We start from the raw sequence: 21,915 nt of genomic DNA, 5'->3' as shown, positions 1-21,915 counted from the left end.
AGGTCCATCATCCTAAAATGATGGACCACACCAAATAACATTCGGTTACTCGTGTTTAAGCCTGGTCTTTGTCTGTCGCCTTCGCGGCGCGTGCGGCCGCCGCCGGAAGCCGCCTTGGATCATCGCCCGGCGATCCGTCGCCGCGCGGCATGGCCGGCGAAAACCTGTCCAGCGATGATATTATGCCGCGCAGCACCTTGAGTTCCGGCTCGGCGAAGCCGGCGCGCGTCAGCACCGCGCGCAGATTGTCGACCATCTTCGGCTTCTTCGGCGCCGGGCGGAAATAGCCGCGCGCTTCGAGCGCGCCTTCCAGATACGCGAACAGGCCGTGCAATTGTTCCTTGGTCGCCGGCATCATGTCGGGGCTGGAAAAATTGGTTTTCGTCTCATCTTCCAGGCCGGACTTCATCCATTCATAGGACATCAGCAGGGCCGCTTGGGCGATATTGAGCGAGGAGAAGGCGGGATCGACCGGGAAGGTGACGATCTCGTCGGCCAGGCCAACCTCGTCGTTGTAGAGCCCGAACCGCTCGCGGCCGAACAGTATGCCGGTGCGCTGTCCGGCTTGCTGGCGCGCCCTTAGCGCCCTGCCCGCCTCGACCGGTCCGCGCACCGGCTTGAAATTATCGCGTGCGCGCGCCGTGGTGGCGAAGACGAAATTCAGGTCGGCGACCGCCGAGGCCAAATCGTCAAATACCCTAGCGGCATCTATCACATGGTCGGCCCGGCTCGCGGCAGCGCGCGCCTTTTCGCTCGGCCAGCCGTCGCGCGGATTGACGAGGCGCAGCTCGGACAGACCGAAATTCGCCATGGCGCGCGCGACCATGCCGATATTCTCGCCGAGCTGCGGCTCGACCAGGATGATCGCCGGGCCCGCGGCAGGAGGGATGTCGTTGCTGGCTTGCATAGCTGTCAATGAACTGCTGTTTGCGGCATTTCAGCGTCCCCTGCCATATCCGGCCGCGAAAATGAAGCTTTCACAAAGAGTGGCCGATGGCGATGGTGAAGCACGCCCGCGCGGATCGCCGTTTGCGCGGCCAAAAATGCTTTGATATACGGGCCCCATCCCGGCCGAAAGCCATGCGGGCAAGGCCGTTCCGATCCCAACAATGAGGCATTCTTTCCATGGCGAAGATCAAGGTGGCGAACCCGGTCGTCGAACTCGACGGCGACGAGATGACCCGCATCATCTGGCAGTTCATCAAGGACAAGCTGATCCACCCCTATCTCGATCTGAAGCTTGAATATTACGACCTCGGCGTCGAGCACCGCGACGCCACCAACGACCAGGTGACCATCGAGGCGGCCAATGCCATCAAGAAACACGGCGTCGGCGTGAAATGCGCGACGATCACGCCAGACGAGCAGCGCGTCGAAGAATTCAAGCTGAAGAAGATGTGGAAGTCGCCGAACGGCACGATCCGCAACATCCTCGGCGGCACCATCTTTCGCGAGCCGATCATCATGAAGAACGTGCCGCGGCTGGTGCCCGGCTGGACCAAGCCGATCATCGTCGGCCGTCATGCTTTCGGCGACCAGTACCGCGCCACCGACTTCCGCTTTCCCGGCAAGGGCAAGCTGACGATCAAGTTCGTCGGCGAGGACGGCAAGGTGATCGAGCATGACGTGTTCGATGCGCCGGCCGCCGGCGTCGCCATGGCAATGTACAACCTCGACGAGTCGATCCGCGAATTCGCCCGCGCCTCGCTGAATTACGGCCTGCTGCGCAACTATCCGGTCTACCTCTCGACCAAGAACACCATCCTCAAGGCCTATGACGGTCGGTTCAAGGACATTTTCCAGGAAGTCTACGAGGCTGAGTTCGAAGCCGAATTCAAGGCGAAAAAGATCTGGTACGAGCACCGGCTGATCGACGACATGGTCGCCTCCAGCCTGAAATGGTCGGGCGGCTATGTCTGGGCCTGCAAGAACTATGATGGCGACGTGCAGTCGGACACTGTGGCGCAAGGCTTCGGTTCGCTCGGCCTGATGACATCGGTGCTGATGACGCCGGATGGCAAGACGGTGGAGGCGGAGGCCGCACATGGCACCGTCACCCGTCACTATCGCCAGCATCAGAAGGGCGAGGAAACCTCGACCAATTCGATCGCGTCGATCTTCGCCTGGACACGCGGCCTCGCCCATCGCGCCAAGCTCGACGACAATGCCGAGTTGAAGCGTTTTGCCGAGACGCTGGAAAGGGTCTGCATCCAGACCGTCGAGGCCGGCTTCATGACCAAGGATCTGTCGCTGCTGATCGGTCCCGACCAGCCATGGCTTTCGACCACCGGCTTCCTCGACAAGATCGACGAGAACCTGCAGAAGGCGATGGCCTGACGCATGACCCTGAAAACCGGAATAATTTTCGGACAGGATCATGCGCAAAATCAAAGTGCTACAGCGTCCTTTGCGCGTATGAAAAGACGCGCGGCGCTGTAGTGAGCATCATGAGCAAACCGGTCGTCTACGGGGCGGACTATAGCGTCTACGTGCGCATCGTCCGCCTCGTGCTCGCGGAAAAAGGCATCGACTACGAACTTGTGCCGGTCGACATCTTTGCGGCGGACGGCATTTCGGGCTGGTATTTCGACCATCACCCGTTCGGCCGCATCCCTGCCTTCGAGCATGACGGGTTCCGCCTATACGAGACCAGCGCGAATGCCCGTTATGTCGACGAGGCCTTTGATGGCCCAGCGTTGCAACCGATCGAAGTTCGGCCTCGCGCAACCCATGAACCAGATCATCGGCCTGCTCGACGCCTATGCCTATCGGGCCATGGTCTGGGATGTCGCTGTCGAGCGGCTGGAGAAGACGGCGCCTGACGAGGCTTTGATCGCCGCCGGACTTCGGCAGGCGAGAACGACACTACGGGCGCTCTCATCGCTGAAAGCCGAGGGCCCATGGCTGTTGGGCGAGCAACTGACGCTCGCCGACCTGCATGCCGTGCCAATCATCGGCTATTTCGTCAAGGTCGCCGAAGGGCGGAAGTTGCTGGCCGAGTTTCCCGATATTCGGGCCTGGTGGGACCGCATCGCTCAGCGTCCAAGCTTTTCCGGAACTAAAAAGGCAGGGTGAGGCGAATGGCAGCTGCTCATTCGGGAAGGTAGATTTCCGCCTTCATGAAGGTCTTCGCACGACCTGCGATCAGCACGCGATCTCCAGCCAGGTCACACAGCAAATGCCCGCCGCGCTGTGAACATTGGAATGCCGACAGATGCGTCTTGCCGAGTTTTTCAGACCAGTAAGGCACCAGTGTCGCATGAGTGGAGCCAGTCACCGGATCCTCGGGAATGCCCGCTCCGGGCACGAAATAACGCGAGACGAAATCATGGGCTCGCCCAGGCGCGGTAATGACCAGGCCAAGAGGATGAAGGGTTCCGATCCTAAGCAGATCGGGAACGAATGACCGTACGGATGCCTCGTCGACAATCTCGACAAACAGGTTTTCGAAATTGCGGAAGCTCGAAACGGACCCCAGAGGAAATATCTCTTGCAGTGCCTGCATTAACTTCCCGCCGAGCGGCTGCGGCGGAAAACACGGCAGTTCGAGCTGGTAGGCACCTTCCCGTTGGGAAACCCGTAGCTCACCCACCCGCGTGGCAAAGGCCATGTCACCGGGCACATTGTGTTCCGCGGCCAACACATGGGCGGTCGCAAGAGTTGCATGGCCACAGAAGTCGGCTTCATGAACCGGCGTGAACCAGCGCAAATCCCAACTCTCGCCATTCGGCCGCGCAAACGCGGTTTCAGCAAGGTTGTTCTCGTTTGCGATAGCCTGCATCACATCGTCCGATAGCCAGTCCTCCAAAATGAGAACGGCAGCAGGGTTGCCCTGGAAAGCCCGTTCGGCAAACGCGTCGACTTGATACATCGTCAACGTGGTCACATCATCCCCGCCGCCATTTCGGCCCCGCCTTACTGGTACATGTTCACGCCGCTTCCAGCGCCGCTTTCACTGCAGCGATCGCGTTCTCGGCCTTCGAGGCATCCGGGCCGCCGGCCTGGGCCATATCGGGTCGACCGCCGCCGCCCTGCCCGCCCAATGCCGCGGATGCCACGCGGACCAGATCGACGGCGCTGAAGCGGCCGGTCAGGTCGTCGGTGACGCCGACCACGACGCTCGCCTTGTTGTCCTCGCCGGCGCCAACGAAGACGACGACGCCGGAGCCGAGCGACTTCTTGCCGGCATCGGCCAACGGCTTCAAATCCTTTGGCGCGACGCCCGATACCGCCTTGCCGAGAAAACCGACACCGGCAATGGTTTCGTTTTCCGCAGGCACGCCGGCTGGCGAGCGGTCGCCCAGCGCCAGCTTCTTGCGCGCCTCGGTCAGCTCCTTCTCAAGCTTCTTGCGCTCGTCAAGCAGCGCCTCGACGCGGGCCGGCACGTCGGCCGGCGAACTCTTCAGCGTGGCAGCGACCGCCTTCAGCCGCCTGTCCTGTTCGTCGAGATGCTTTCTGGCCGCCTCTCCGGTCAGCGCCTCGATGCGGCGTACGCCAGCGGCGACAGCGCCCTCCGACACCAGCCGGACCAGGCCGATATCGCCGGTGGCGCCGACATGGGTGCCGCCGCAGAGCTCGACCGAATAGGGCTTGCCGGCCTTGTCACCGGCAACCCCGGTGCCCATCGACACGACGCGGACCTCGTCGCCATATTTTTCGCCGAACAGCGCCATGGCGCCCTCGGCAATCGCGTCATCGACGCTCATCAGCCTCGTCGTCACCGGGCCGTTCTGCACGACGATCTCGTTGGCCATCGCCTCGACGCGTTCCAGTTCCTCGGCCGAAATCGGCTTGGGATGGGAAAAGTCGAAGCGCAGCCGTTCCGGCGCGACCAGCGAGCCCTTTTGCGCGACATGGGTGCCGAGCACCTCGCGCAGCGCCTCGTGGACAAGGTGGGTCGCCGAATGGTTTGAGCGTAGTCGCGTGCGCCTGATATGGTCGACCTTCAACTCGACCGCTTCACCCGTCCTGACGGTGCCCTTGGTGACCTTGCCGAAATGCACGAACAGGCCGTCGCCCTTCTTCTGCGTGTCGGTGACGTCGATAGCAAAACCTTCGCCCGAAATCACGCCGGTGTCGCCCATCTGGCCGCCGGACTCGCCATAGAACGGCGTCTGGTTGACGACGACGCCGACGGTTTCGCCGACGACGGCGCTCTCCACCGCGGCGCCATCCCTGACTAGCGCCTGAACGATGCCTTCTGCTTGCTCGGTGTCGTAGCCTAGAAACTCGGTCGCGCCCGCCTTCTCGCGCACCGCGAACCAGACGGTTTCAGTGGCCGCGTCGCCGGAGCCGGCCCAGCTCTTGCGCGCCTCCGCCTTCTGGCGCTCCATCGCTGCATTAAAGCCGTCGAGGTCGACCGAAACGCCGCGCGGGCGCAGGGCGTCCTGGGTGAGGTCGAGCGGGAAGCCATAGGTGTCGTAGAGCTTGAACGCGGTCTCGCCGTCCAGCCGGTCGCCGCTGCCGAGCGTCTCGGTTGCGTCGGCAAGCAGGCCGAGGCCGCGCGCCAGCGTCTTGCGGAAGCGCGTTTCCTCGAGCTTCAGCGTCTCTGATATCAGCGGCTGGCCGCGCACCAGTTCGGGATAGGCCTGGCCCATCTCACGCACCAGCGCCGGCACCAGCCGCCACATCAGCGGATCACGGGCGCCTAAAAGCTGCGCATGGCGCATGGCGCGGCGCATGATGCGACGCAGCACGTAGCCGCGGCCTTCGTTCGACGGCAGCACGCCGTCAGCGATGAGGAAGCTCGATGCGCGCAAATGATCGGCAATGACGCGGTGGCTCGCCCGGTTCTTGCCTTCCGCCTTGACGCCGGTCGCCTCTTCCGAGGCACGGATCAGCGCCTTGAACAGGTCGATGTCGTAATTGTCGTGCTCACCCTGCAGGACGGCTGCGATGCGCTCCAGCCCCATGCCGGTGTCGATCGACGGGCGCGGCAGTTCGATCCGCTCCGCCTTCGTCACCTGCTCGAATTGCATGAAGACGAGGTTCCAGATCTCGATGAAACGGTCGCCGTCCTCATCCGCGCTGCCGGGCGGGCCGCCCGGAATGTCGGCGCCATGGTCGTAGAAGATTTCCGAGCACGGGCCGCAGGGACCGGTATCGCCCATCGCCCAGAAATTGTCGCTGGTGGCGATCCGGATGATCCTGTCCTCCGGCAGCCCGGCGATCTTCTTCCAGAAGCCCGCGGCCGCGTCGTCGGTATGGTAGACGGTCACCAGAAGCCGGTCCTTGGCGATGCCGAACTCGCGGGTGATCAGGTTCCAGGCAAGCTCGATGGCGCGCTCCTTGAAATAATCGCCGAAGGAGAAATTGCCGAGCATCTCGAAGAAGGTGTGGTGACGGGCAGTGTAGCCGACATTGTCGAGATCGTTGTGCTTGCCGCCGGCGCGCACGCATTTCTGCGAGGTGGTGGCGCGCGAATAGGGACGGCTTTCCAACCCGGTGAAGACGTTCTTGAACTGCACCATGCCAGCGTTGGTGAACATCAGCGTCGGGTCGTTGCGCGGCACCAGCGGGCTCGACGCCACGACCTCGTGACCCTCTTTGCGGAAATAGTCGAGAAATGCCGACCTGATCTCGTTGACGCCACTCATGAATACTGCCTTTTCGAGAGATCCGCCGATTGCCGGCGGAAAACAGACATGGCCTTTTAGCGGTCGCACCGCACCCTGTCCAGAAACACGGAATTGCTCCAAACCGTAGCGCTTGCCGGCTGTTCACAATGACCAGAGCTATCGGCAAAAACGCAAACCGCCGGCCCAAGGCCGGCGGCATAAACACATCGATACACCAACTCAATTCGGAATATGCGAACTCAAACGGGTAACTTTGACTGGCACAGCCTGTATCTTACATCGCGCCCGCTTCGTCCTCGAAACCATCGTCTCCGCCTTCGGAACCGCCATTTTCGAGGAATTTCTCGGCGATCAGCCCGGCATTCTGCCTCAGCGCCAGCTCGATCTCGCGTGCCGTGTCGGGATTGTCGCGCAGGAACAGTTTTGCGTTCTCGCGGCCCTGGCCGAGACGCTGCGAATTATAGGAGAACCAGGCGCCCGACTTCTCGACCACGCCGGCCTTGACGCCGAGGTCGACCAACTCACCGGTCTTGGACACGCCCTCGCCATACATGATGTCGAACTCCACCACCTTGAAGGGCGGCGCCAGCTTGTTCTTGACCACCTTGACGCGGGTCTGGTTGCCGACGACCTCGTCGCGGTCCTTGACCGAGCCGATGCGGCGAATGTCGAGGCGCACCGAAGCATAGAATTTCAGCGCGTTGCCGCCGGTCGTGGTCTCGGGCGAACCGAACATCACGCCGATCTTCATGCGGATCTGGTTGATGAAGATGACCATGGTGTTGGAGCGCGAGATCGAGGCGGTCAGCTTGCGCAGCGCCTGGCTCATCAGGCGGGCCTGCAGGCCGGGCAGTGAATCGCCCATTTCGCCCTCGATTTCGGCGCGCGGCGTCAGCGCTGCGACCGAATCGACCACCAGCACGTCGATGGCGCCGGAACGCACCAGCGTGTCGCAGATCTCCAGCGCCTGTTCGCCGGTATCGGGCTGCGAGATCAGCAGGTTTTCGAGGTCGACGCCGAGCTTGCGCGCATAGACCGGGTCGAGCGCGTGCTCAGCATCGACGAAGGCGCAGATGCCGCCCTTCTTCTGGGCTTCCGCCACCGTGTGCAGCGCCAGCGTCGTCTTGCCCGAGCTTTCCGGCCCGTAGATCTCGACGATGCGGCCGCGCGGCAGGCCGCCGACGCCAAGCGCGATGTCGAGGCCAAGCGAACCAGTCGGCACCGTTTCGATCTCGACGACCTGCTCGTTTGCGCCGAGCCGCATGATCGAGCCCTTGCCGAAGGCACGCTCGATTTGCGACAGCGCCGCATCCAGAGCCTTTGATTTATCCACTGCTTTGTCCTCTACAAGCCGCAAAGAATTCTGAGCCATGATACATCACCCCTTGGTCGTCAATGAAGGCCGGACAATCCGTAATCCTTATTAATTTGTACCTTTTTTGTTCTCGTCTGGCAAGGGGAGACAAACGTTTGAAAAACAAACAATATCCGGATTTGTTCTTTTTTTGTTTCGTGTTTTCACTCCAGGATGTATCCCGCTTCACCCGCAGGATCGTGCTGGCATCTTTCGAATCGCGCCTTCGGTTGCCGGGCTCCGCCGGACACCCTAGTCTTTGCCCGGCAACAGCAAAGGTCTCCTCCCAGGCATGATGAAGTCGCCGACAATCCTGGCGGTAGGCGGTGCCTATATAGATCGGCGCGGCCAGGTTTCGGGCGCCTTTGTGCCGGCGGCGTCGAATCCCGGCACGATGCGCGAGGCTGTCGGCGGCGCCGTCTTCAATGCGCTGCGCGGCGCCGTGCGGCGCGGCGTCTCCGGCTCGCTGCTTTCGGTGCGCGGCGGCGATGTTCTGGCCGACACGGTCTCGCGCGCCATCGCTGCGGCCGGCATTGCCGATCTATCCGTGGTGTTCCTCGATCGCACGACGCCGAGCAACACGACGATAATCGACGGCGACGGCGCGCTGATCGTCGGCCTTTCCGACATGGCGCTCTACGAGCTGGCGCTTCCCAAGCAGATCCGCCGTGCCAAGGTGCGTGAGGCGATCAGCACCGCCGATGCGGTCCTGTGCGACGCCAACCTGCCGTCGACGGCGCTGGAGCGGCTGGTGGCGCTTGCCGCCGGCAAGCCGGTCTTCGCCCTCGCCGTCTCACCAGACAAGGCGGTGCGGCTCGCGCCGGTGCTTGGCAGCCTGGCGATGGTCTTCATGGACCGGCGCGAGGCGATCGCACTCGCCGATGTCGGTATCGACACGGCGGAGCGTGATATCATCGACCGCCTGAGGCGCGCCGGCCTCAAATATGGCGTGGTGAGGTCGGATGACGGTCCGGTGCTGGGTTTCGACGAGGCCGGCGCCTTCTCGATCCCGCCGCCAAGAAAAGTCACTGGCGTCGCCGCCGATGCGCTGGCGGGCGCAACGGTCGCCGCCCTGCTGCGCGGCCTGACGCTGCGCGCGGCGCTGCGTGACGGCGTTGCCGCGGCAATGCTTGCGATCGAAAGTGCCGAACTTGTGCCGGTCTTTACGCCGGCAGACTTTGCCGACGCGCTGGCCCTTGTGCCCGAGCCGCAGAAAATCGGCATGAGCTGATGACCAGTGGAGAGGCGGCCTATTTGCCGGCACGCAGCCCCGCCTCATAGGCCCGGCGCGCCCAGACCGCCATCTCGTCCGGATCGTCGAAGGCGCTGTCGGGAATGCTCCAATACGGCATGGACACGAGCTTGCCGTGCCGCGAGCCGGTGTAGGTCCATTGCCGGCAGCCGGCCGCTTCGAATTCGGGCGCGCTTTCCGAGTCGGCCTTCAGCATCAATTCGCCACGGATGACGATGGCGACGATGACGCCGTCAAAGTAGATGCCCTTGCCGCCGAACATCTTGCGAATGCTGACTGGGCCGAGGCCTTCGAAAAGTTCGGCAATGCGTTCATTGTCCATGCCGCGATCATGTCACCCGGATTTCCCCTTGTCATCGCCGCAACCAAAACCATCCTGACAAGTTGAGAGCCAAATTCTTCGGAGTCCCTCATCATGCCGCTTCTGCTCAAAGGGTCCTGCCGGTGCGATGCCGTCCGCTTCGAGGTGGAAAGCCACACGCCGGTGCCGTTCATGCTTTGCTACTGCTCGATCTGCCGCAAGCAGCAGGGCGGCGGCGGCTTTGCCATCAATCTCGGTGCCGATTTCGATACGCTGAAAATCAAGGGCAAGCGCAACCTTGGCGTCTATCAAGCCGAGATCGAGGACGACGAGCATCCACAATGCGAGATCTCGTCAGGCGAGCGGAATTTCTGCAGGAAATGCGGATCGGCACTCTGGCTCTACGATCCGACGTGGCCGGAGCTGGTCCACCCATTTGCATCGGCGATCGACACAGACCTGCCGAAACCGCCTGAAAAGGTGCACCTCATGCTGAAATACAAGGCGAACTGGGTCGAGCCCGACATCGGCGAGGACGACAGGGCCTACGATGTCTATCCGGAAGAATCGATCGCCGGATGGCACAAACGAACGGGAATGTGGGTGGACTGAGGAGCCCGATCAGGCCGAAGCGCGCGCCTCGGCCAGTGCCTTCAGATCGGCCGGTTTCAACTCGACCGATTCGCCGCAGCCGCAGGCAGAACTCTGGTTCGGGTTGCGGAAGGTGAAGCCGGTGCGCAGCGTCGTCTGCTCGAAATCCATCTCGGTGCCGAACAGGAAAAGTGCGGCCTCGGGGGCAACGTAAACATGGGCGCCGTCGCGCTCGATATGGTCATCCTTGGTGTTAGGCTCGGTCACCAGGTCGACCGTATATTCCATGCCGGCGCAGCCGCCCTTCTTGATGCCAAGGCGAATGCCGTACGCATTCTCACGGGTCGCAACGATCTCGCGAACCCGGTCGGCGGCCTTTTCGGTCATCGTGATGACGGCAAAGCGTCCCATCTTTTCTTTCTCCATTGCGCCAGGTTCAAGGCCTGCCGAATGATTCCTCACCTAAAATGGTGAAATTCTCTGCCTGGCGCAAGGGCACCAATCTTTGTCATATCCGGTGCTAGTACCAACCCACCGCGACCTGTGCCTCTTCCGACATGCGGTCGGGTGACCAGGGCGGATCGAAGGTCATGGTGACCTCGACGCCTGAAACGCCCTCCACGGCGCCGACGGCATTTTCCACCCAGCCCGGCATTTCGCCGGCCACCGGACAGCCAGGCGCGGTCAGCGTCATGTCGATCTTGACCGAGCGGTCGTCCTCGATGTCGATCTTGTAGATCAGGCCAAGCTCGTAGATGTCGGCCGGGATTTCCGGGTCGTAGACCGTCTTCAGCGCCGAGACGATGTCGTCTGTCAGCCGCGCCAGTTCGTCGGCGGGAATGGCCGAGGCGGAAACCAGACCGTTGGCAGTCGTTTCCGAAGTGGTCTCAGCGGTCCGGCCTGCATCATCCATCATCGTCACCCAAAGAATTTTCGCGCTTTTTCGAGCGCATCGGCCAAAGCGTCGACTTCGGCCCTGGTATTATACATGCCGAACGATGCCCTGCATGTGGAAGTTACGCCGAAGCGTTTCAACAGCGGCTGGGCGCAATGCGTGCCGGCGCGGACAGCAATACCCTGCCGGTCGATCACCATCGATACGTCATGCGCATGAATACCCTGCAGTTCGAAGGAGATGATGGCGCCCTTATCAGGCGCATCGCCGAAGATGCGCAGCGAATTGATGGCGCGCAGCCGCTCATGCGCATAGTCCTTCAAATCCGCCTCATGGGCGGCGATGCGCTCGCGGCCGATCTTTTCCATGTATGCCAGCGCAGCGCCCAGCCCGATCGCCTGCACGATCGGCGGCGTGCCAGCCTCGAAACGGTGCGGCGGATCGTTGTAGGTGACGATGTCTTGCGTCACCTCCTCGATCATTTCGCCGCCGCCCATGAACGGGCGCATGCGCTCCAGCATGTCCTTCTTGCCATAGAGCACGCCGATGCCCGAGGGACCGTAGACCTTGTGGCCGGTGAAGACGAAGAAATCGCAATCGAGATCCTGGACGTCGATCGGCATATGCACGGCGCTCTGGCTGCCGTCGACCAGCACCGGAATGCCGCGTGCGTGCGCAATGCGGACGATCTCCTTGATCGGCGTCACCGTGCCCAGTGCATTCGACATGTGCGTGATGGCGACCAGTTTTGTGCGATCAGTCAGCCGCTTCTCGAACTCCTCGATGTGGAAGACGCCGAGATCGTCGACCGGCACCCAGACCAGCTTGGCGCCCTGCCGCTCGCGGATGAAATGCCACGGCACGATATTGGAATGGTGCTCCATGATCGAAAGCACGATCTCGTCGCCCTCGCCGATATTCGGCATGCCGAAGCCGTAGGCGACGGTGTTGATCGCCGCGGTGGTGTTCGAGGTGAAGACGATGTTGTCGGTGCTCGGCGCGTTGAGAAACCTCTGCACTATCTTCCGCGCGTTCTCATAGGCGTCGGTCGCGGCATTCGACAGGAAATGCAGCCCGCGATGAACGTTGGCGTATTCCTGGGAATAAGCGCGCTGGATGGTGTCGAGCACGACCTGCGGCTTCTGCGCCGAGGCGCCATTGTCGAGATAGACCAGTGGCTTACCGTAAACTTGTCGAGACAGGATCGGAAAGTCGCGGCGGATCGCCTCGACGTCGTAGGGGATGTTTTCGACTTTCTGGTCCATCACAACTTCATCGCCTCATTCCGTCCAACACCCTCGTCCGTCTCGGCGCTACGCGCCGATCCACCTTCTCCCACAAGGGAGAAGGGAAGGCGCTAGCCGTGCGCCACGAACCAGCCGTCGAGCCTTGCTTCCAGCGCCTCGACAATCGCCTCGTCGTCCAGCTCCTCAATTACTTCGGCAACGAAAGCCTTGACCAGAAGGCCGCGCGCGGTCTTCTCGTCGATGCCGCGGGCCATCAAGTAGAACAGGTGGCTATGGTCGATCTCGGTGACGGTCGCGCCATGGCCGCAGACGACATCGTCGGCGAAGATTTCGAGCTCAGGCTTGGTCGAGAACTCGCCGTCATCCGACAGAAGCAGCGTGTTGCAGGCCATCTTGGCGTTGGTCTTCTGCGCATATTGGTGGACGTTGATGCGCCCCTGGAAGATGCCGCGCGCCTTGCCGGTAACCACATTGCGGATTACTTCCGTCGAAGCCGTGTGCGGCACGGCATGGTCGAGCACCATGGTCACGTCCGTATGAGTGTCACCGGCAAGCAGGTTGATGCCGCGCAGCGTGAAATCGGCGCCTTCGCCTGTCGTCTTGACCACGATCTCCTGGCGCACCAGCTTGCCGCCGGCATTCATCACGAACAGCGTCAGCTTCGCATTCTTGCCGAGATGCGCCTTGAACTGGGCAAGATGCGTGGCCGTATCCGGCTGCTCCTGCGCGATCAGCCACGTCACGTCGGCGCCCTCGTCAAGCAGAAGCTGGCTGACCGAGCTGACGAGTGCGGCGCCCTCGCCCGCCTGGCGCTCGACGATAACAGCCTTGGCGCCGGCGCCGACGCGGACGCCCAAGCGCACATGCGTCTGGCCGCCGGCCTGCAGGTTCTGCAGTTCGATCGGCTTGTCCAGTTCGGTGCCGTCGGAGATGTCGACAAAATAGCCGTCTGCAACGAAAGCGGTGTTCAGAGCGCCGATTGCATCGTCGGTGCCATACGGATCGAGCCCAGGTGCTGCGCTGCCGTCGGTCAGCTTCTCCGACAGGCGCTGCACCGCAACGCCATCAACCGTCGGCAGCTTCGTGCTCGAGACGCCGTTCAGGACTGGCAGAACGGCAGAGCCTTCAACGATCGGTGCGATCGCCTTGGCGGCAGCCGCGGGATCGAAGTCCGGCACCGAAGCCAGCAGGCGACGCAGGTCGGTGTAGTGCCAGGATTCGATGCGCCGCGTCGGCAGGCCGCTCTTGATCGCCTCGATGGCGTCGTCGCGCTTCAGCATCACCGTGCCGTCGCCGGGCAGCAGCGAGAGCCGGTCGCTGAAGGCGTCGATCAGCGCCGTTTCGGCTGGCGTTCGCTGGGGTGTCGTATGTATATTCATCAGTTTCGCCTTGCCTATCTTTGTCTCGCCTTCTGGCATCTCACGCGGCTTGGCCGATCACGCCGGCATAGCCATTGGCCTCGAGATCGAGCGCCAGCGACTTGTCGCCCGATTTGATCACCTGGCCCCTGTAGAGCACGTGCACAGTATCCGGCTCGATGTGTTGGAGCAGGCGCTGGTAGTGGGTGATGATGACGATGGCGCGGTCGGGCGAGCGCAGCGCGTTGACGCCGTCCGAGACGATCTTCAGCGCATCTATATCGAGGCCTGAATCGGTCTCGTCGAGCACGCAGAGTTTTGGCTCCAGGAGCTTCATCTGCAAGATCTCGGCGCGCTTCTTCTCGCCGCCGGAAAAGCCGACATTGAGCGGCCGCTTCAGCATCGCCATGTCCATGTTGAGCGAGGCGGCGGCGTCCTTCACGCGCTTCAGGAATTCGGGGATCTTCAGCGGCTCCTCGCCGCGCGCCTTGCGCTGCTCGTTCATCGCCACCTTCAGGAATTCCATCGTCGCCACGCCCGGTATCTCCATTGGATACTGGAAGGCGAGAAAGATGCCTGATGTGGCGCGCTCGGCCGGATCCATTTCGAGGATCGACTGGCCGTTGTAGAGGATGTCGCCTTCGGTGACCTCATAATCCTCGCGCCCGGCGAGGATGTAGGACAGCGTCGACTTTCCAGAGCCGTTCGGGCCCATGATCGCGGCGACCTCGCCGGCCTTCACCGTCAGGTTGAGGCCGCGGATAATCTCGGTGCCGTCGTCGACAATGCGGGCATGCAGGTTATTGATCTCAAGCATCATTTTCTACTTTCGTGTTCTTGTTGTTCTCGACGCTCGGTCCTTGACGGGATCTCCCTAAAAGCGCGCCCGCAAGATCGCCAGTAACGAACATCCAGCCAAAAAACCCAACCGCGCCTAGGCCCGCAATCGAACCACCAATATTCTTCACCGAACTCAAGCCAAACATTGCGCCTATCAGAGCCACCACGGCACCTCCAATAGCGAGCGTCAACGAGAGTGTCAGAACGATGACTATCAAGCTCTCGATACGCTCGAAGAATTTCCAAGAGCGCCGTTCCATCTAATCAACCCACGCTGCCTTCCAGCGAGATCCCAATCAGCTTCTGCGCCTCGACGGCGAACTCCATCGGCAGCTGCTGGATGACGTCCTTGACGAAGCCGTTGACGATCAGCGCGATCGCCTCTTCTTCCGGGATGCCGCGCTGCATGACGTAGAATTTCTGGTCTTCGGAAATTTTCGACGTCGTCGCCTCATGCTCGAACTTCGCCGTCGCGTTCTTGGCTTCCATGTAGGGCACGGTGTGCGCGCCGCACTGGTCGCCGATCAGCAGCGAGTCACAGTTGGTGAAGTTGCGGGCGTTGGTCGCCTTGCGGTGCGCCGAAACCTGTCCGCGATAGGTGTTCTGCGAAAGGCCGGCGGCGATGCCCTTGGAGATGATGCGGCTCGACGTGTTCTTGCCGAGATGAATCATCTTGGTGCCGCTATCGACCTGCTGGTACCCGTTTGACACGGCGATCGAATAGAACTCGCCGCTGGAATCGTCGCCGCGCAGGATGCAGCTCGGATATTTCCAGGTGATGGCCGAGCCGGTCTCGACCTGCGTCCACGATATCTTCGAACGATGGCCACGGCAGTCGCCGCGTTTGGTGACGAAATTGTAGATGCCGCCCTTGCCCTCGGCGTCGCCGGGGTACCAGTTCTGCACCGTCGAATATTTGATCTCGGCATCGTCGAGCGCGATCAATTCGACCACGGCGGCGTGAAGCTGGTTCTCGTCGCGCTGCGGCGCCGTGCAGCCTTCGAGATAGGAGACGTAAGCCCCCTTCTCGGCGATGATCAGCGTACGCTCGAACTGGCCGGTATTCTTCTCGTTCATGCGGAAATAGGTCGACAGTTCCATCGGGCAGCGCACGCCCTTGGGCACGAAGACGAAGGAGCCGTCTGTGAACACCGCCGAATTCAGTGTCGCGTAGAAATTGTCGGAGGTCGGCACAACCGAACCGAGATATTTCTTCACCAGTTCCGGGTGCTCGCGGATTGCTTCCGAGATCGAACAGAAAATGACGCCGGCCTGCGCCAGCTCCTTCTTGAAGGTGGTGACGACGGACACCGAATCGAACACCGCGTCGACGGCGACGCGGCCCGACTTGTAGACATTGTCGCTGGGTTCCTCGAGTTCCGCCGCGTCGGTCTTCTGCACGCCGGCGAGGATTTCCTGTTCCTTCAGCGGAATGCCGAGCTTTTCGTAGACCCTCAAGAGCTCAGGATCGACGTCGCTCAGCGATGTCGGTCCCGGCGTGCTCTTGGGCGCCGCATAGTAGTAGAGGTCCTGGAAATCGATCTTCGGATAATGGACGCGCGCCCACTTCGGCTCGTCCAGCGTCAACCAGCGCCGATAGGCTTCCAGACGCCATTCCAGCATCCAGGACGGCTCGTCCTTCTTCGCCGAAATGAAGCGGATAATGTCTTCGCTCAGGCCCTTTGGGGCCTTGTCCATCGCGATTTCGGTCTGGAATCCGTATTTATACTGGTCGACGTCGATCTTTCGGACCCGATCGATCGTGTCCTGCACAGCAGGCATATGCGTTCTCCATCCACGCCGGGGTCAAGGCCCGACAGTTTTCAAACTATGGCACCGCGAAACGAGTGCCCATGGGCAACCAAGGCGGCGTAAGTTCCATATAGTGCGTCCCTGCCGGAAATTCACCCGGCCACCATGAAACGCACGGCTCTACCAGGCCCGAAGGCCTGCATCATTCTGCCGCACTCAGGCAGCTTTTTCCCTGCCCGCCGCTTCCTTCCCAGCTTGCCGCGTGGCGATACCTGACAGTGCCTTGCCGAACAACTCGACATCCTCGGCACTCGTTGCGTGGCCGATGGACACGCGCAAAGCGCCAAGGCTATCACTGTGTCCCATGGCTTTCAGGACATGGCTCGGGCCAACCTTGCCCGACGAACAGGCGGAACCGGCCGACAGCGCCACGCCGGCGAGGTCGAAGGCGATCTGCGCCGTCTCGGCCTTGGTGCCCGCAATAGCGAAGAATGTCGTATTAGCAAGCCTCGGCGCGCCGGTTCCGAAGATTTCCGCATCCGGCACCAGCGTTTTCACGATGGCCTCGATCTCGTCGCGGCGGCGACCGACCGCATCGATGCTCTTCAATCCGATCAGGGCTTCCCGCGCCGCCGCGCCAAAACCGGCGATCGCGGCTTGGTTTTCGGTGCCGCCACGATGACCCTTTTCCTGGCCACCGCCGACGATCAAGGGTCTTGGCATCATCAGGTCCGAGGCGGCGATGATGGCGCCAACGCCCTTGGGACCGCCGATCTTGTGCGAAGACAGAATCAGGTAATCGGCGTAACCCGCTGACAAATCGAGCGGAATGCGGCCGGCTGCCTGCACGGCGTCGATGATCAGAATGCCGCCCGCCGCCTTGACGATTTCGGCGATGCGCTCGACCGGCTGGATGATGCCGGTCTCGTTGTTGGCGGCATGGATCGCTACCAACGGCAGGCCGTCTGCCTTGTCATGACGTCCAAGCGCCACCGCCAACGCGTCCAGCCTGACAATGGCGTCGGTGTCGACGCCGATGCGTGTCACCTGGGCTGCCGGAAAGCGCCCGCCATTCAGCACACAAGGGTGATCGGCTTCGCAGACATAGAGCCGGCTCATGCGGATAGTGCCGCGCCCCATCTGCCAATCCGGCGTCAGCAGCGTCGAGGCGGCTTCCGTCGCACCGGAGGTGAACACGACATGCTCGGCGCTGGCGTTGACCAGCGTCGCCACATCGCGCCTTGCATTCTCGATCAGCCGCCGTGCGGCGCGACCCTCGGCATGGACCGATGACGGGTTGGCGGCAGTATCGAGCGCGGCAATCATAGCCGTGCGCGCCGCGGCAAGCAGCGGCGCACTGGCATTGTAGTCGAGATAGGCGCGTCTTCCGGCCATTTTCGTTTCGATCGGTCCCTTCAAGAGCCATTCCGCGAGGATAGCGCGTTATTTCCTTGAAATTGCAAGGCAAGCCGTCCTATTTACGCGACTTGCGGCGCGGATGGCCAAACCATGACGTTTTGGCCACCCAGTTTTGAACAATTCTAAACTAGCTTCTAGAAAGACGCTCGCCCTGCGTCAAGGCCTGGGAAGACTGGGGGCCAGAGGAAGAGTTGTTCCGGGCGCCGCGCATTCATATGCCATGTGGAGTATTTTATGCCTGAGGTCATTTTCGCCGGTCCGGCCGGCCGCCTGGAGGGTCGCTACCAGCCTTCCAAGGAAAAGAGCGCGCCGATTGCCATCATCCTGCACCCGCACCCCCAGTTCGGCGGCACGATGAACAACAAGATCGTCTACGACCTCTTCTACATGTTCCAGAAGCGGGATTTCACCACGCTTCGCTTCAATTTCCGCGGCATCGGCCGCAGCCAGGGCGAATTCGACCACGGCACCGGCGAATTGTCGGATGCGGCCGCGGCACTTGACTGGGTGCAGTCGCTGCATCCTGATTCCAAGAGCTGCTGGGTCGCCGGCTATTCGTTCGGCTCCTGGATCGGCATGCAGCTTCTGATGCGCCGGCCGGAGATCGAAGGCTTCATCTCGATCGCGCCGCAGCCCAACACCTATGATTTCTCGTTCCTGGCGCCCTGCCCGTCGTCCGGCCTCATCATCCATGGCGACGCCGACAAGGTCGCGCCGCCAAAGGACGTGCAGGGGCTGGTCGACAAATTGCACACACAAAAGGGCATCACCATCACCCAGAAGACCTTGCCCGGGGCCAACCATTTCTTCTCCAACGACGCGGACCTCCTGCTCCAGGAATGCGCGGACTATCTCGATCGCCGGCTGGCCGGCGAGTTATCCGACCCGCGGCCGAAACGGTTGCGATAACAGCGATGTACCAGCCCCCGCATTTCCAGGAAACGCGGCAGGACGTGCTGCACGGGCTGATCCGGGCGCATCCGCTTGGCCTGCTGATTTCAAATGGAGCCGAGGGGCCGGTCGCGAACGCGATCCCGTTCCTGCTCGACGCCCCCTCCCTGCGCAACGCAGAGGCGCCACCGAACGGCAGGCTGCGCGCCCACCTGGCGAGAGCCAATCCGCAATGGCGCCTGCTGGCCGACAGCACGGCAGCGCCCGTGCTGGTCGTCTTCCAGGGTACCGATGCCTATGTGACGCCGTCCTGGTACGAGACCAAGCGCGAAACCGGGAAGGTCGTGCCGACCTGGAACTACGCCATTGTCCAGGTGCGCGGTGCAGTTAGAGTGATCGAGGACCAGGACTGGCTGGCCCAGCAGATTTCCGATCTGACGATATCACAGGAAGCCGCTCGCGAAGCACCTTGGGCGGTGACCGACGCACCAGCCAGCTTCATCCAGTCGCAGATCAAGGGCATTGTCGGGCTGGAAATCGAGATCACGGACATGCAAGGCAAGTGGAAGGTCAGCCAGAACCGGCCCATAGCCGACCGTAGCGGTGTCGCCGAGGGGCTCGAGAGCGAGGGCTCGAACTCGCCCGACATGGTCCGGCTTGTACGATCCTACGGCGGACTGGACGACAGGTAGCACCGACCTTGTGCAAGGTCGCAGCCCGGGGACTCCCAGGGATTTGCTGCGGCCAGGAAGGTATCGGTGTCGACCTTACCGGCTTGCGCCACGTCGCGCTGAGAGGCAGGTCGCTCAATCGACCTTCGTCATCGCCGCCTTGCGCTCGTTGGCGATCAGCCACAGGTTGCGGATGTAGATGAACAGGCCCAGGGCCTGGCCGGCGATGAACACCGGATCCTGCCGCTGGATGGCGTAGATCAGCAGCAGGCTGCCGCCGAACAGCGAAAAGAACCAGAAAGCGATCGGCACGACGCTGCGCTTGGCTTTTTCCGATGCGACCCACTGCACGACAAAGCGCATGCTGAAAAAGAACTGGGCGACAAAGCCGAGCAGGATCCACGTATCGAACTGCTTGACGAAGACGTCGTGAAGCCAGGTCGCCAGTTCTTGAAGCACGTTAGGCACGCCGGATTTCCTCTGTTTTTGGCATTCTGCGGCGCCGGCGGCGCAGCCACCAGACACCGGCGAGATCAAGCACCCCTTGCAGGCCGCGATCGAAAATTCCGTAATTGGACTTGCCGTGACGGCGAGAGCGGTCGACGACGTCGCAATGCACGACGCGATACCCCTCCTGGATGACGAGGGCCGGGACAAAGCGGTGCGTGCCATCGAAGAACGGCAATTTCCTGAGGATGTCGGTATGGATCGCCTTCAGGCCGCAGCCCGTGTCGCGGGTCTCGTCATGCAGGACGGCCTTTCTCAGCCAGTTGGCAAAACGGGACGCCAGTTGCTTGATCTTGCTGTCGCGACGCTTCAGGCGCTGCCCTTGCGCAACACCGAAACCGGAACCGGCCTGCCGCAGCGCATCGACCAGCACCGGAATGTATTTGGGATCGTTCTGGCCGTCGCCGTCGATCGTGGCGACGATATCGCCGCGGGCCGCCCATGCGCCCGAACGCACAGAGAAAGACTGGCCGGCGGATTTCTCATGCCGGAGGTGGCGAAGCGGAAACGGGCGAAGCACTGCCTGGGCGGCTAGCACCGAGCTGGTCTCGTCGGTCGAACCATCATTGACGACGATCACCTCGAAGTCGCGCCCGGCCATCGCCGCCCCGATCTCATCGAGCAGAAGCGGCAGGTTCGCCGCCTCGTTCCGGCAAGGAATGACGATGGATATCTCCGGCATTTCGCGTCGGGCTCTGTCACAGGGTATCGGCATTCGATTCGATGCCGTGCGGTGCCGTTCCAGCGGGTCATGTGCGGCAAGAATCCGCTGGCGCGGCGCCTCATTACGCCAGCCCAAACGATGAAGCAAGCATGCAGCCGGAAGGCGAGCTTGCGCCGTTTCACGACCCCGTGATTGCGTTCGCACCGAACCGATCATGTAAACGCGATCGGATGCAAAACCGGATTCCCCTTTTGCTGACCGCGCTTGGATGCTAAACGCCCGCGTTCACGCATACCACGCCCGATCCGCTTCGGTTGGGCCCTTCGGGAAAGAAAAAATGTCCGCCTTTAAATCCGATTTCCTGCGCATTATGAGCGAGCGCGGTTTCATCCACCAGATTTCGGATGATGCCGGCCTCGACCAGCTTTTCGCCAAGGAAACGGTGACCGCCTATGTCGGTTACGACGCCACGGCGACCAGCCTGCATATCGGCAATCTGATTTCCGCGACCATGCTCTACTGGCTGCAGGAAACCGGCCATCGGCCGATCGCGCTGATGGGCGGCGGCACCTCGATGATCGGCGACCCTTCCTTCCGCGACGACCAGCGCAAGCTTTTGACGCCTGAGGCCATCGCGACCAACATCGATGGTATCAAGCGCATCTTCGGCCGCATTCTGCGTTTCGGGGACGGTGCGGGCGACGCGATCATGGTCAACAATGCGGACTGGCTGATGAAGCTCAACTATGTCGAATTCCTGCGCGATGTCGGCCGGCATTTTTCGGTCAACCGCATGCTGACCTTCGACAGCGTCAAGCTGAGGCTCGAGCGCGAACAATCGCTGTCGTTCCTCGAATTCAACTATATGATCCTGCAGGGCTACGATTTCGTCGAGCTCAGCCGGCGATATGGCTGCCGTCTGCAGATGGGCGGATCGGACCAGTGGGGCAACATCATCAACGGCGTCGATCTCGGGCACCGCATGGGTACGCCGCAGCTTTATGCCCTGACCACACCGCTGCTGACGACGTCGTCAGGCGCCAAGATGGGCAAATCGGCCAAAGGCGCGGTCTGGCTGAACGGCGATCTCTATTCGCCCTATGATTTCTGGCAGTACTGGCGCAACACCGAGGACGCCGACGTCACGCGCTTCCTGAAAATTTTCACCCGCCTGCCGCTCACCGAGATCGCGCGGCTCGCCGCGCTTGGCGGCTCGGAGATCAACGAGGCCAAGAAGGTCCTGGCCACGGAAACCACGGCCATCGTGCACGGCCGCGAGGCAGCCGAAGAAGCCGAGGAAACCGCGCGCAAGACGTTCGAAGAAGGCGCGCTGGCCGAAACGCTGCCGACCGTGGAGGTCGGCAAGGCCGATCTGCAAAGCGGAGTCGGCATATTGTCGCTGTTCGTCACCGCCGGGCTTGCCGCGTCCAACGGCGAGGCGCGGCGACATATCCAGGGCGGCGCCGTGCGGCTGAACGACCAATCAGTGTCCGACGATCGCCGGTTGGTCACACTTCAGGATCTCGGCCCGGAACAAGTCGTAAAACTGTCGCTCGGCAAGAAAAAACACGTTCTGGTGCGGCCGGTCTGACCAG

Annotated in this window: 21 protein-coding genes and 1 pseudogene; 7 read left to right on the top strand and 15 right to left on the bottom strand. The window is 61.9% G+C overall.

Going from position 1 to position 21,915, the window contains the following annotated elements; translation table 11 throughout:
- Positions 1 to 55: 55 nt before the first annotated feature.
- Complete coding sequence (locus ACWUKX_RS08395) at positions 56 to 907, bottom strand: RNA methyltransferase (protein ID WP_456005927.1); 852 nt, start codon at positions 905 to 907, stop codon at positions 56 to 58.
- A gap of 218 nt (positions 908 to 1,125) precedes the next feature.
- On the opposite strand from ACWUKX_RS08395, the gene ACWUKX_RS08390 reads away from it, so the two are divergent.
- The gene (locus tag ACWUKX_RS08390) at positions 1,126 to 2,337 is read left to right on the top strand and encodes an NADP-dependent isocitrate dehydrogenase (protein ID WP_029353607.1); all 1,212 of its coding nucleotides are present in this window, start codon (positions 1,126 to 1,128) and stop codon (positions 2,335 to 2,337) included.
- 110 nt (positions 2,338 to 2,447) lie between these two features.
- Positions 2,448 to 3,075, top strand: a pseudogene (locus ACWUKX_RS08385) (glutathione S-transferase family protein).
- Between the two features lie 16 nt (positions 3,076 to 3,091).
- Here ACWUKX_RS08385 and ACWUKX_RS08380 read toward each other — a convergent pair.
- The 3 genes from ACWUKX_RS08380 to recA all read right to left on the bottom strand — a co-directional run bounded on the left by ACWUKX_RS08380 (position 3,092) and on the right by recA (position 7,950).
- Positions 3,092 to 3,886 carry a PhzF family phenazine biosynthesis protein gene (locus ACWUKX_RS08380; protein ID WP_456005682.1) on the bottom strand — a complete coding sequence of 265 codons (795 nt, stop codon included), beginning with the start codon at positions 3,884 to 3,886 and terminating at the stop codon, positions 3,092 to 3,094.
- Positions 3,887 to 3,929: 43 nt separating this feature from the next.
- On the bottom strand, positions 3,930 to 6,596 hold the full coding sequence (alaS, locus tag ACWUKX_RS08375; protein WP_456005680.1) for an alanine--tRNA ligase: 2,667 nt from the start codon (positions 6,594 to 6,596) through the stop codon (positions 3,930 to 3,932).
- 256 nt (positions 6,597 to 6,852) lie between these two features.
- The gene (gene recA, locus ACWUKX_RS08370; protein ID WP_008875470.1) at positions 6,853 to 7,950 is read right to left on the bottom strand and encodes a recombinase RecA; all 1,098 of its coding nucleotides are present in this window, start codon (positions 7,948 to 7,950) and stop codon (positions 6,853 to 6,855) included.
- Positions 7,951 to 8,224: 274 nt separating this feature from the next.
- On the opposite strand from recA, the gene ACWUKX_RS08365 reads away from it, so the two are divergent.
- The gene (locus tag ACWUKX_RS08365; RefSeq protein WP_456005677.1) at positions 8,225 to 9,163 is read left to right on the top strand and encodes a carbohydrate kinase family protein; all 939 of its coding nucleotides are present in this window, start codon (positions 8,225 to 8,227) and stop codon (positions 9,161 to 9,163) included.
- A 19-nt stretch (positions 9,164 to 9,182) separates the two neighbouring features.
- Here the strand turns inward: ACWUKX_RS08365 and ACWUKX_RS08360 are convergent, their stop codons facing one another.
- Entirely contained in the window at positions 9,183 to 9,506 is a 324-nt protein-coding gene (locus ACWUKX_RS08360; RefSeq protein WP_029353596.1) for a TfoX/Sxy family protein, read from the bottom strand.
- A gap of 93 nt (positions 9,507 to 9,599) precedes the next feature.
- On the opposite strand from ACWUKX_RS08360, the gene ACWUKX_RS08355 reads away from it, so the two are divergent.
- Positions 9,600 to 10,097 (top strand): GFA family protein, encoded by a 498-nt coding sequence (locus tag ACWUKX_RS08355; RefSeq protein ID WP_029353593.1) that lies wholly within the window; start codon positions 9,600 to 9,602, stop codon positions 10,095 to 10,097.
- Between the two features lie 9 nt (positions 10,098 to 10,106).
- Here ACWUKX_RS08355 and sufA read toward each other — a convergent pair whose 3' ends face one another.
- The 8 genes from sufA to ACWUKX_RS08315 form a co-directional block, all read right to left on the bottom strand.
- Positions 10,107 to 10,487: a Fe-S cluster assembly scaffold SufA gene (sufA, locus tag ACWUKX_RS08350; protein ID WP_029353590.1), complete on the bottom strand. Its 381-nt coding sequence runs from the start codon at positions 10,485 to 10,487 to the stop codon at positions 10,107 to 10,109.
- 109 nt (positions 10,488 to 10,596) lie between these two features.
- Complete coding sequence (locus tag ACWUKX_RS08345) at positions 10,597 to 10,989, bottom strand: SUF system Fe-S cluster assembly protein (protein ID WP_127212323.1); 393 nt, start codon at positions 10,987 to 10,989, stop codon at positions 10,597 to 10,599.
- Between the two features lie 5 nt (positions 10,990 to 10,994).
- The gene (locus tag ACWUKX_RS08340; RefSeq protein WP_456005673.1) at positions 10,995 to 12,236 is read right to left on the bottom strand and encodes a cysteine desulfurase; all 1,242 of its coding nucleotides are present in this window, start codon (positions 12,234 to 12,236) and stop codon (positions 10,995 to 10,997) included.
- 92 nt (positions 12,237 to 12,328) lie between these two features.
- Complete coding sequence (gene sufD, locus ACWUKX_RS08335; protein WP_456005670.1) at positions 12,329 to 13,597, bottom strand: Fe-S cluster assembly protein SufD; 1,269 nt, start codon at positions 13,595 to 13,597, stop codon at positions 12,329 to 12,331.
- Between the two features lie 40 nt (positions 13,598 to 13,637).
- Positions 13,638 to 14,393: a Fe-S cluster assembly ATPase SufC gene (gene sufC / locus ACWUKX_RS08330; RefSeq protein ID WP_456005925.1), complete on the bottom strand. Its 756-nt coding sequence runs from the start codon at positions 14,391 to 14,393 to the stop codon at positions 13,638 to 13,640.
- Complete coding sequence (locus tag ACWUKX_RS08325) at positions 14,386 to 14,676, bottom strand: hypothetical protein (RefSeq protein ID WP_456005668.1); 291 nt, start codon at positions 14,674 to 14,676, stop codon at positions 14,386 to 14,388. Before ACWUKX_RS08325 ends, sufC begins: the two co-directional genes overlap by 8 nt.
- A 4-nt stretch (positions 14,677 to 14,680) precedes the next feature.
- Entirely contained in the window at positions 14,681 to 16,198 is a 1,518-nt protein-coding gene (gene sufB, locus ACWUKX_RS08320; RefSeq protein WP_456005664.1) for a Fe-S cluster assembly protein SufB, read from the bottom strand.
- A gap of 186 nt (positions 16,199 to 16,384) precedes the next feature.
- Positions 16,385 to 17,563, bottom strand: a complete 1,179-nt coding sequence (locus ACWUKX_RS08315; RefSeq protein ID WP_456005662.1) for a cysteine desulfurase family protein — start codon at positions 17,561 to 17,563, stop codon at positions 16,385 to 16,387.
- A gap of 258 nt (positions 17,564 to 17,821) precedes the next feature.
- Between ACWUKX_RS08315 and ACWUKX_RS08310 the strand changes: the two genes are divergently transcribed.
- Both ACWUKX_RS08310 and ACWUKX_RS08305 read left to right on the top strand, forming a co-directional pair.
- Entirely contained in the window at positions 17,822 to 18,496 is a 675-nt protein-coding gene (locus tag ACWUKX_RS08310; protein ID WP_127316263.1) for an alpha/beta hydrolase, read from the top strand.
- Between the two features lie 5 nt (positions 18,497 to 18,501).
- Positions 18,502 to 19,170, top strand: coding sequence for an FMN-binding negative transcriptional regulator (locus ACWUKX_RS08305; protein ID WP_456005659.1), 669 nt, complete (start codon positions 18,502 to 18,504; stop codon positions 19,168 to 19,170).
- Positions 19,171 to 19,284: 114 nt separating this feature from the next.
- Here ACWUKX_RS08305 and ACWUKX_RS08300 read toward each other — a convergent pair whose 3' ends face one another.
- Together ACWUKX_RS08300 and ACWUKX_RS08295 are read right to left on the bottom strand one after the other, a co-directional pair.
- Positions 19,285 to 19,617, bottom strand: a complete 333-nt coding sequence (locus ACWUKX_RS08300; protein WP_127212256.1) for a lipid-A-disaccharide synthase N-terminal domain-containing protein — start codon at positions 19,615 to 19,617, stop codon at positions 19,285 to 19,287.
- The gene (locus tag ACWUKX_RS08295; protein ID WP_287088625.1) at positions 19,610 to 20,338 is read right to left on the bottom strand and encodes a glycosyltransferase family 2 protein; all 729 of its coding nucleotides are present in this window, start codon (positions 20,336 to 20,338) and stop codon (positions 19,610 to 19,612) included. Before ACWUKX_RS08295 ends, ACWUKX_RS08300 begins: the two co-directional genes overlap by 8 nt.
- A 319-nt stretch (positions 20,339 to 20,657) precedes the next feature.
- On the opposite strand from ACWUKX_RS08295, the gene tyrS reads away from it, so the two are divergent.
- A complete protein-coding gene (gene tyrS / locus ACWUKX_RS08290; protein ID WP_127212258.1) occupies positions 20,658 to 21,911 on the top strand; it encodes a tyrosine--tRNA ligase in 1,254 nt (417 codons plus the stop codon).
- Positions 21,912 to 21,915 lie beyond the last annotated feature (4 nt).

It is taken from the genome of Mesorhizobium sp. f-mel (assembly GCF_053850215.1).
This window is presented reverse-complemented; position numbering and strand designations above follow the sequence as displayed.

What these genes read in the sequence shown, in the direction of transcription:
- sufC (WP_456005925.1), bottom strand. Translation starts at nt 14,393, where the DNA reads ATGCTTGAGATCAATAACCTGCATGCCCGCATTGTCGACGACGGCACC.
- ACWUKX_RS08360 (WP_029353596.1), bottom strand. Translation starts at nt 9,506, where the DNA reads ATGGACAATGAACGCATTGCCGAACTTTTCGAAGGCCTCGGCCCAGTC.
- ACWUKX_RS08395 (WP_456005927.1), bottom strand. Translation starts at nt 907, where the DNA reads ATGCAAGCCAGCAACGACATCCCTCCTGCCGCGGGCCCGGCGATCATC.
- ACWUKX_RS08315 (WP_456005662.1), bottom strand. Translation starts at nt 17,563, where the DNA reads ATGGCCGGAAGACGCGCCTATCTCGACTACAATGCCAGTGCGCCGCTG.
- ACWUKX_RS08340 (WP_456005673.1), bottom strand. Translation starts at nt 12,236, where the DNA reads ATGGACCAGAAAGTCGAAAACATCCCCTACGACGTCGAGGCGATCCGC.
- recA (WP_008875470.1), bottom strand. Translation starts at nt 7,950, where the DNA reads ATGGCTCAGAATTCTTTGCGGCTTGTAGAGGACAAAGCAGTGGATAAA.
- ACWUKX_RS08355 (WP_029353593.1), top strand. Translation starts at nt 9,600, where the DNA reads ATGCCGCTTCTGCTCAAAGGGTCCTGCCGGTGCGATGCCGTCCGCTTC.
- sufB (WP_456005664.1), bottom strand. Translation starts at nt 16,198, where the DNA reads ATGCCTGCTGTGCAGGACACGATCGATCGGGTCCGAAAGATCGACGTC.
- ACWUKX_RS08390 (WP_029353607.1), top strand. Translation starts at nt 1,126, where the DNA reads ATGGCGAAGATCAAGGTGGCGAACCCGGTCGTCGAACTCGACGGCGAC.
- ACWUKX_RS08365 (WP_456005677.1), top strand. Translation starts at nt 8,225, where the DNA reads ATGATGAAGTCGCCGACAATCCTGGCGGTAGGCGGTGCCTATATAGAT.
- sufD (WP_456005670.1), bottom strand. Translation starts at nt 13,597, where the DNA reads ATGAATATACATACGACACCCCAGCGAACGCCAGCCGAAACGGCGCTG.
- tyrS (WP_127212258.1), top strand. Translation starts at nt 20,658, where the DNA reads ATGTCCGCCTTTAAATCCGATTTCCTGCGCATTATGAGCGAGCGCGGT.
- ACWUKX_RS08325 (WP_456005668.1), bottom strand. Translation starts at nt 14,676, where the DNA reads ATGGAACGGCGCTCTTGGAAATTCTTCGAGCGTATCGAGAGCTTGATA.
- ACWUKX_RS08305 (WP_456005659.1), top strand. Translation starts at nt 18,502, where the DNA reads ATGTACCAGCCCCCGCATTTCCAGGAAACGCGGCAGGACGTGCTGCAC.
- sufA (WP_029353590.1), bottom strand. Translation starts at nt 10,487, where the DNA reads ATGGGACGCTTTGCCGTCATCACGATGACCGAAAAGGCCGCCGACCGG.
- alaS (WP_456005680.1), bottom strand. Translation starts at nt 6,596, where the DNA reads ATGAGTGGCGTCAACGAGATCAGGTCGGCATTTCTCGACTATTTCCGC.
- ACWUKX_RS08345 (WP_127212323.1), bottom strand. Translation starts at nt 10,989, where the DNA reads ATGGATGATGCAGGCCGGACCGCTGAGACCACTTCGGAAACGACTGCC.
- ACWUKX_RS08310 (WP_127316263.1), top strand. Translation starts at nt 17,822, where the DNA reads ATGCCTGAGGTCATTTTCGCCGGTCCGGCCGGCCGCCTGGAGGGTCGC.
- ACWUKX_RS08295 (WP_287088625.1), bottom strand. Translation starts at nt 20,338, where the DNA reads ATGCCGGAGATATCCATCGTCATTCCTTGCCGGAACGAGGCGGCGAAC.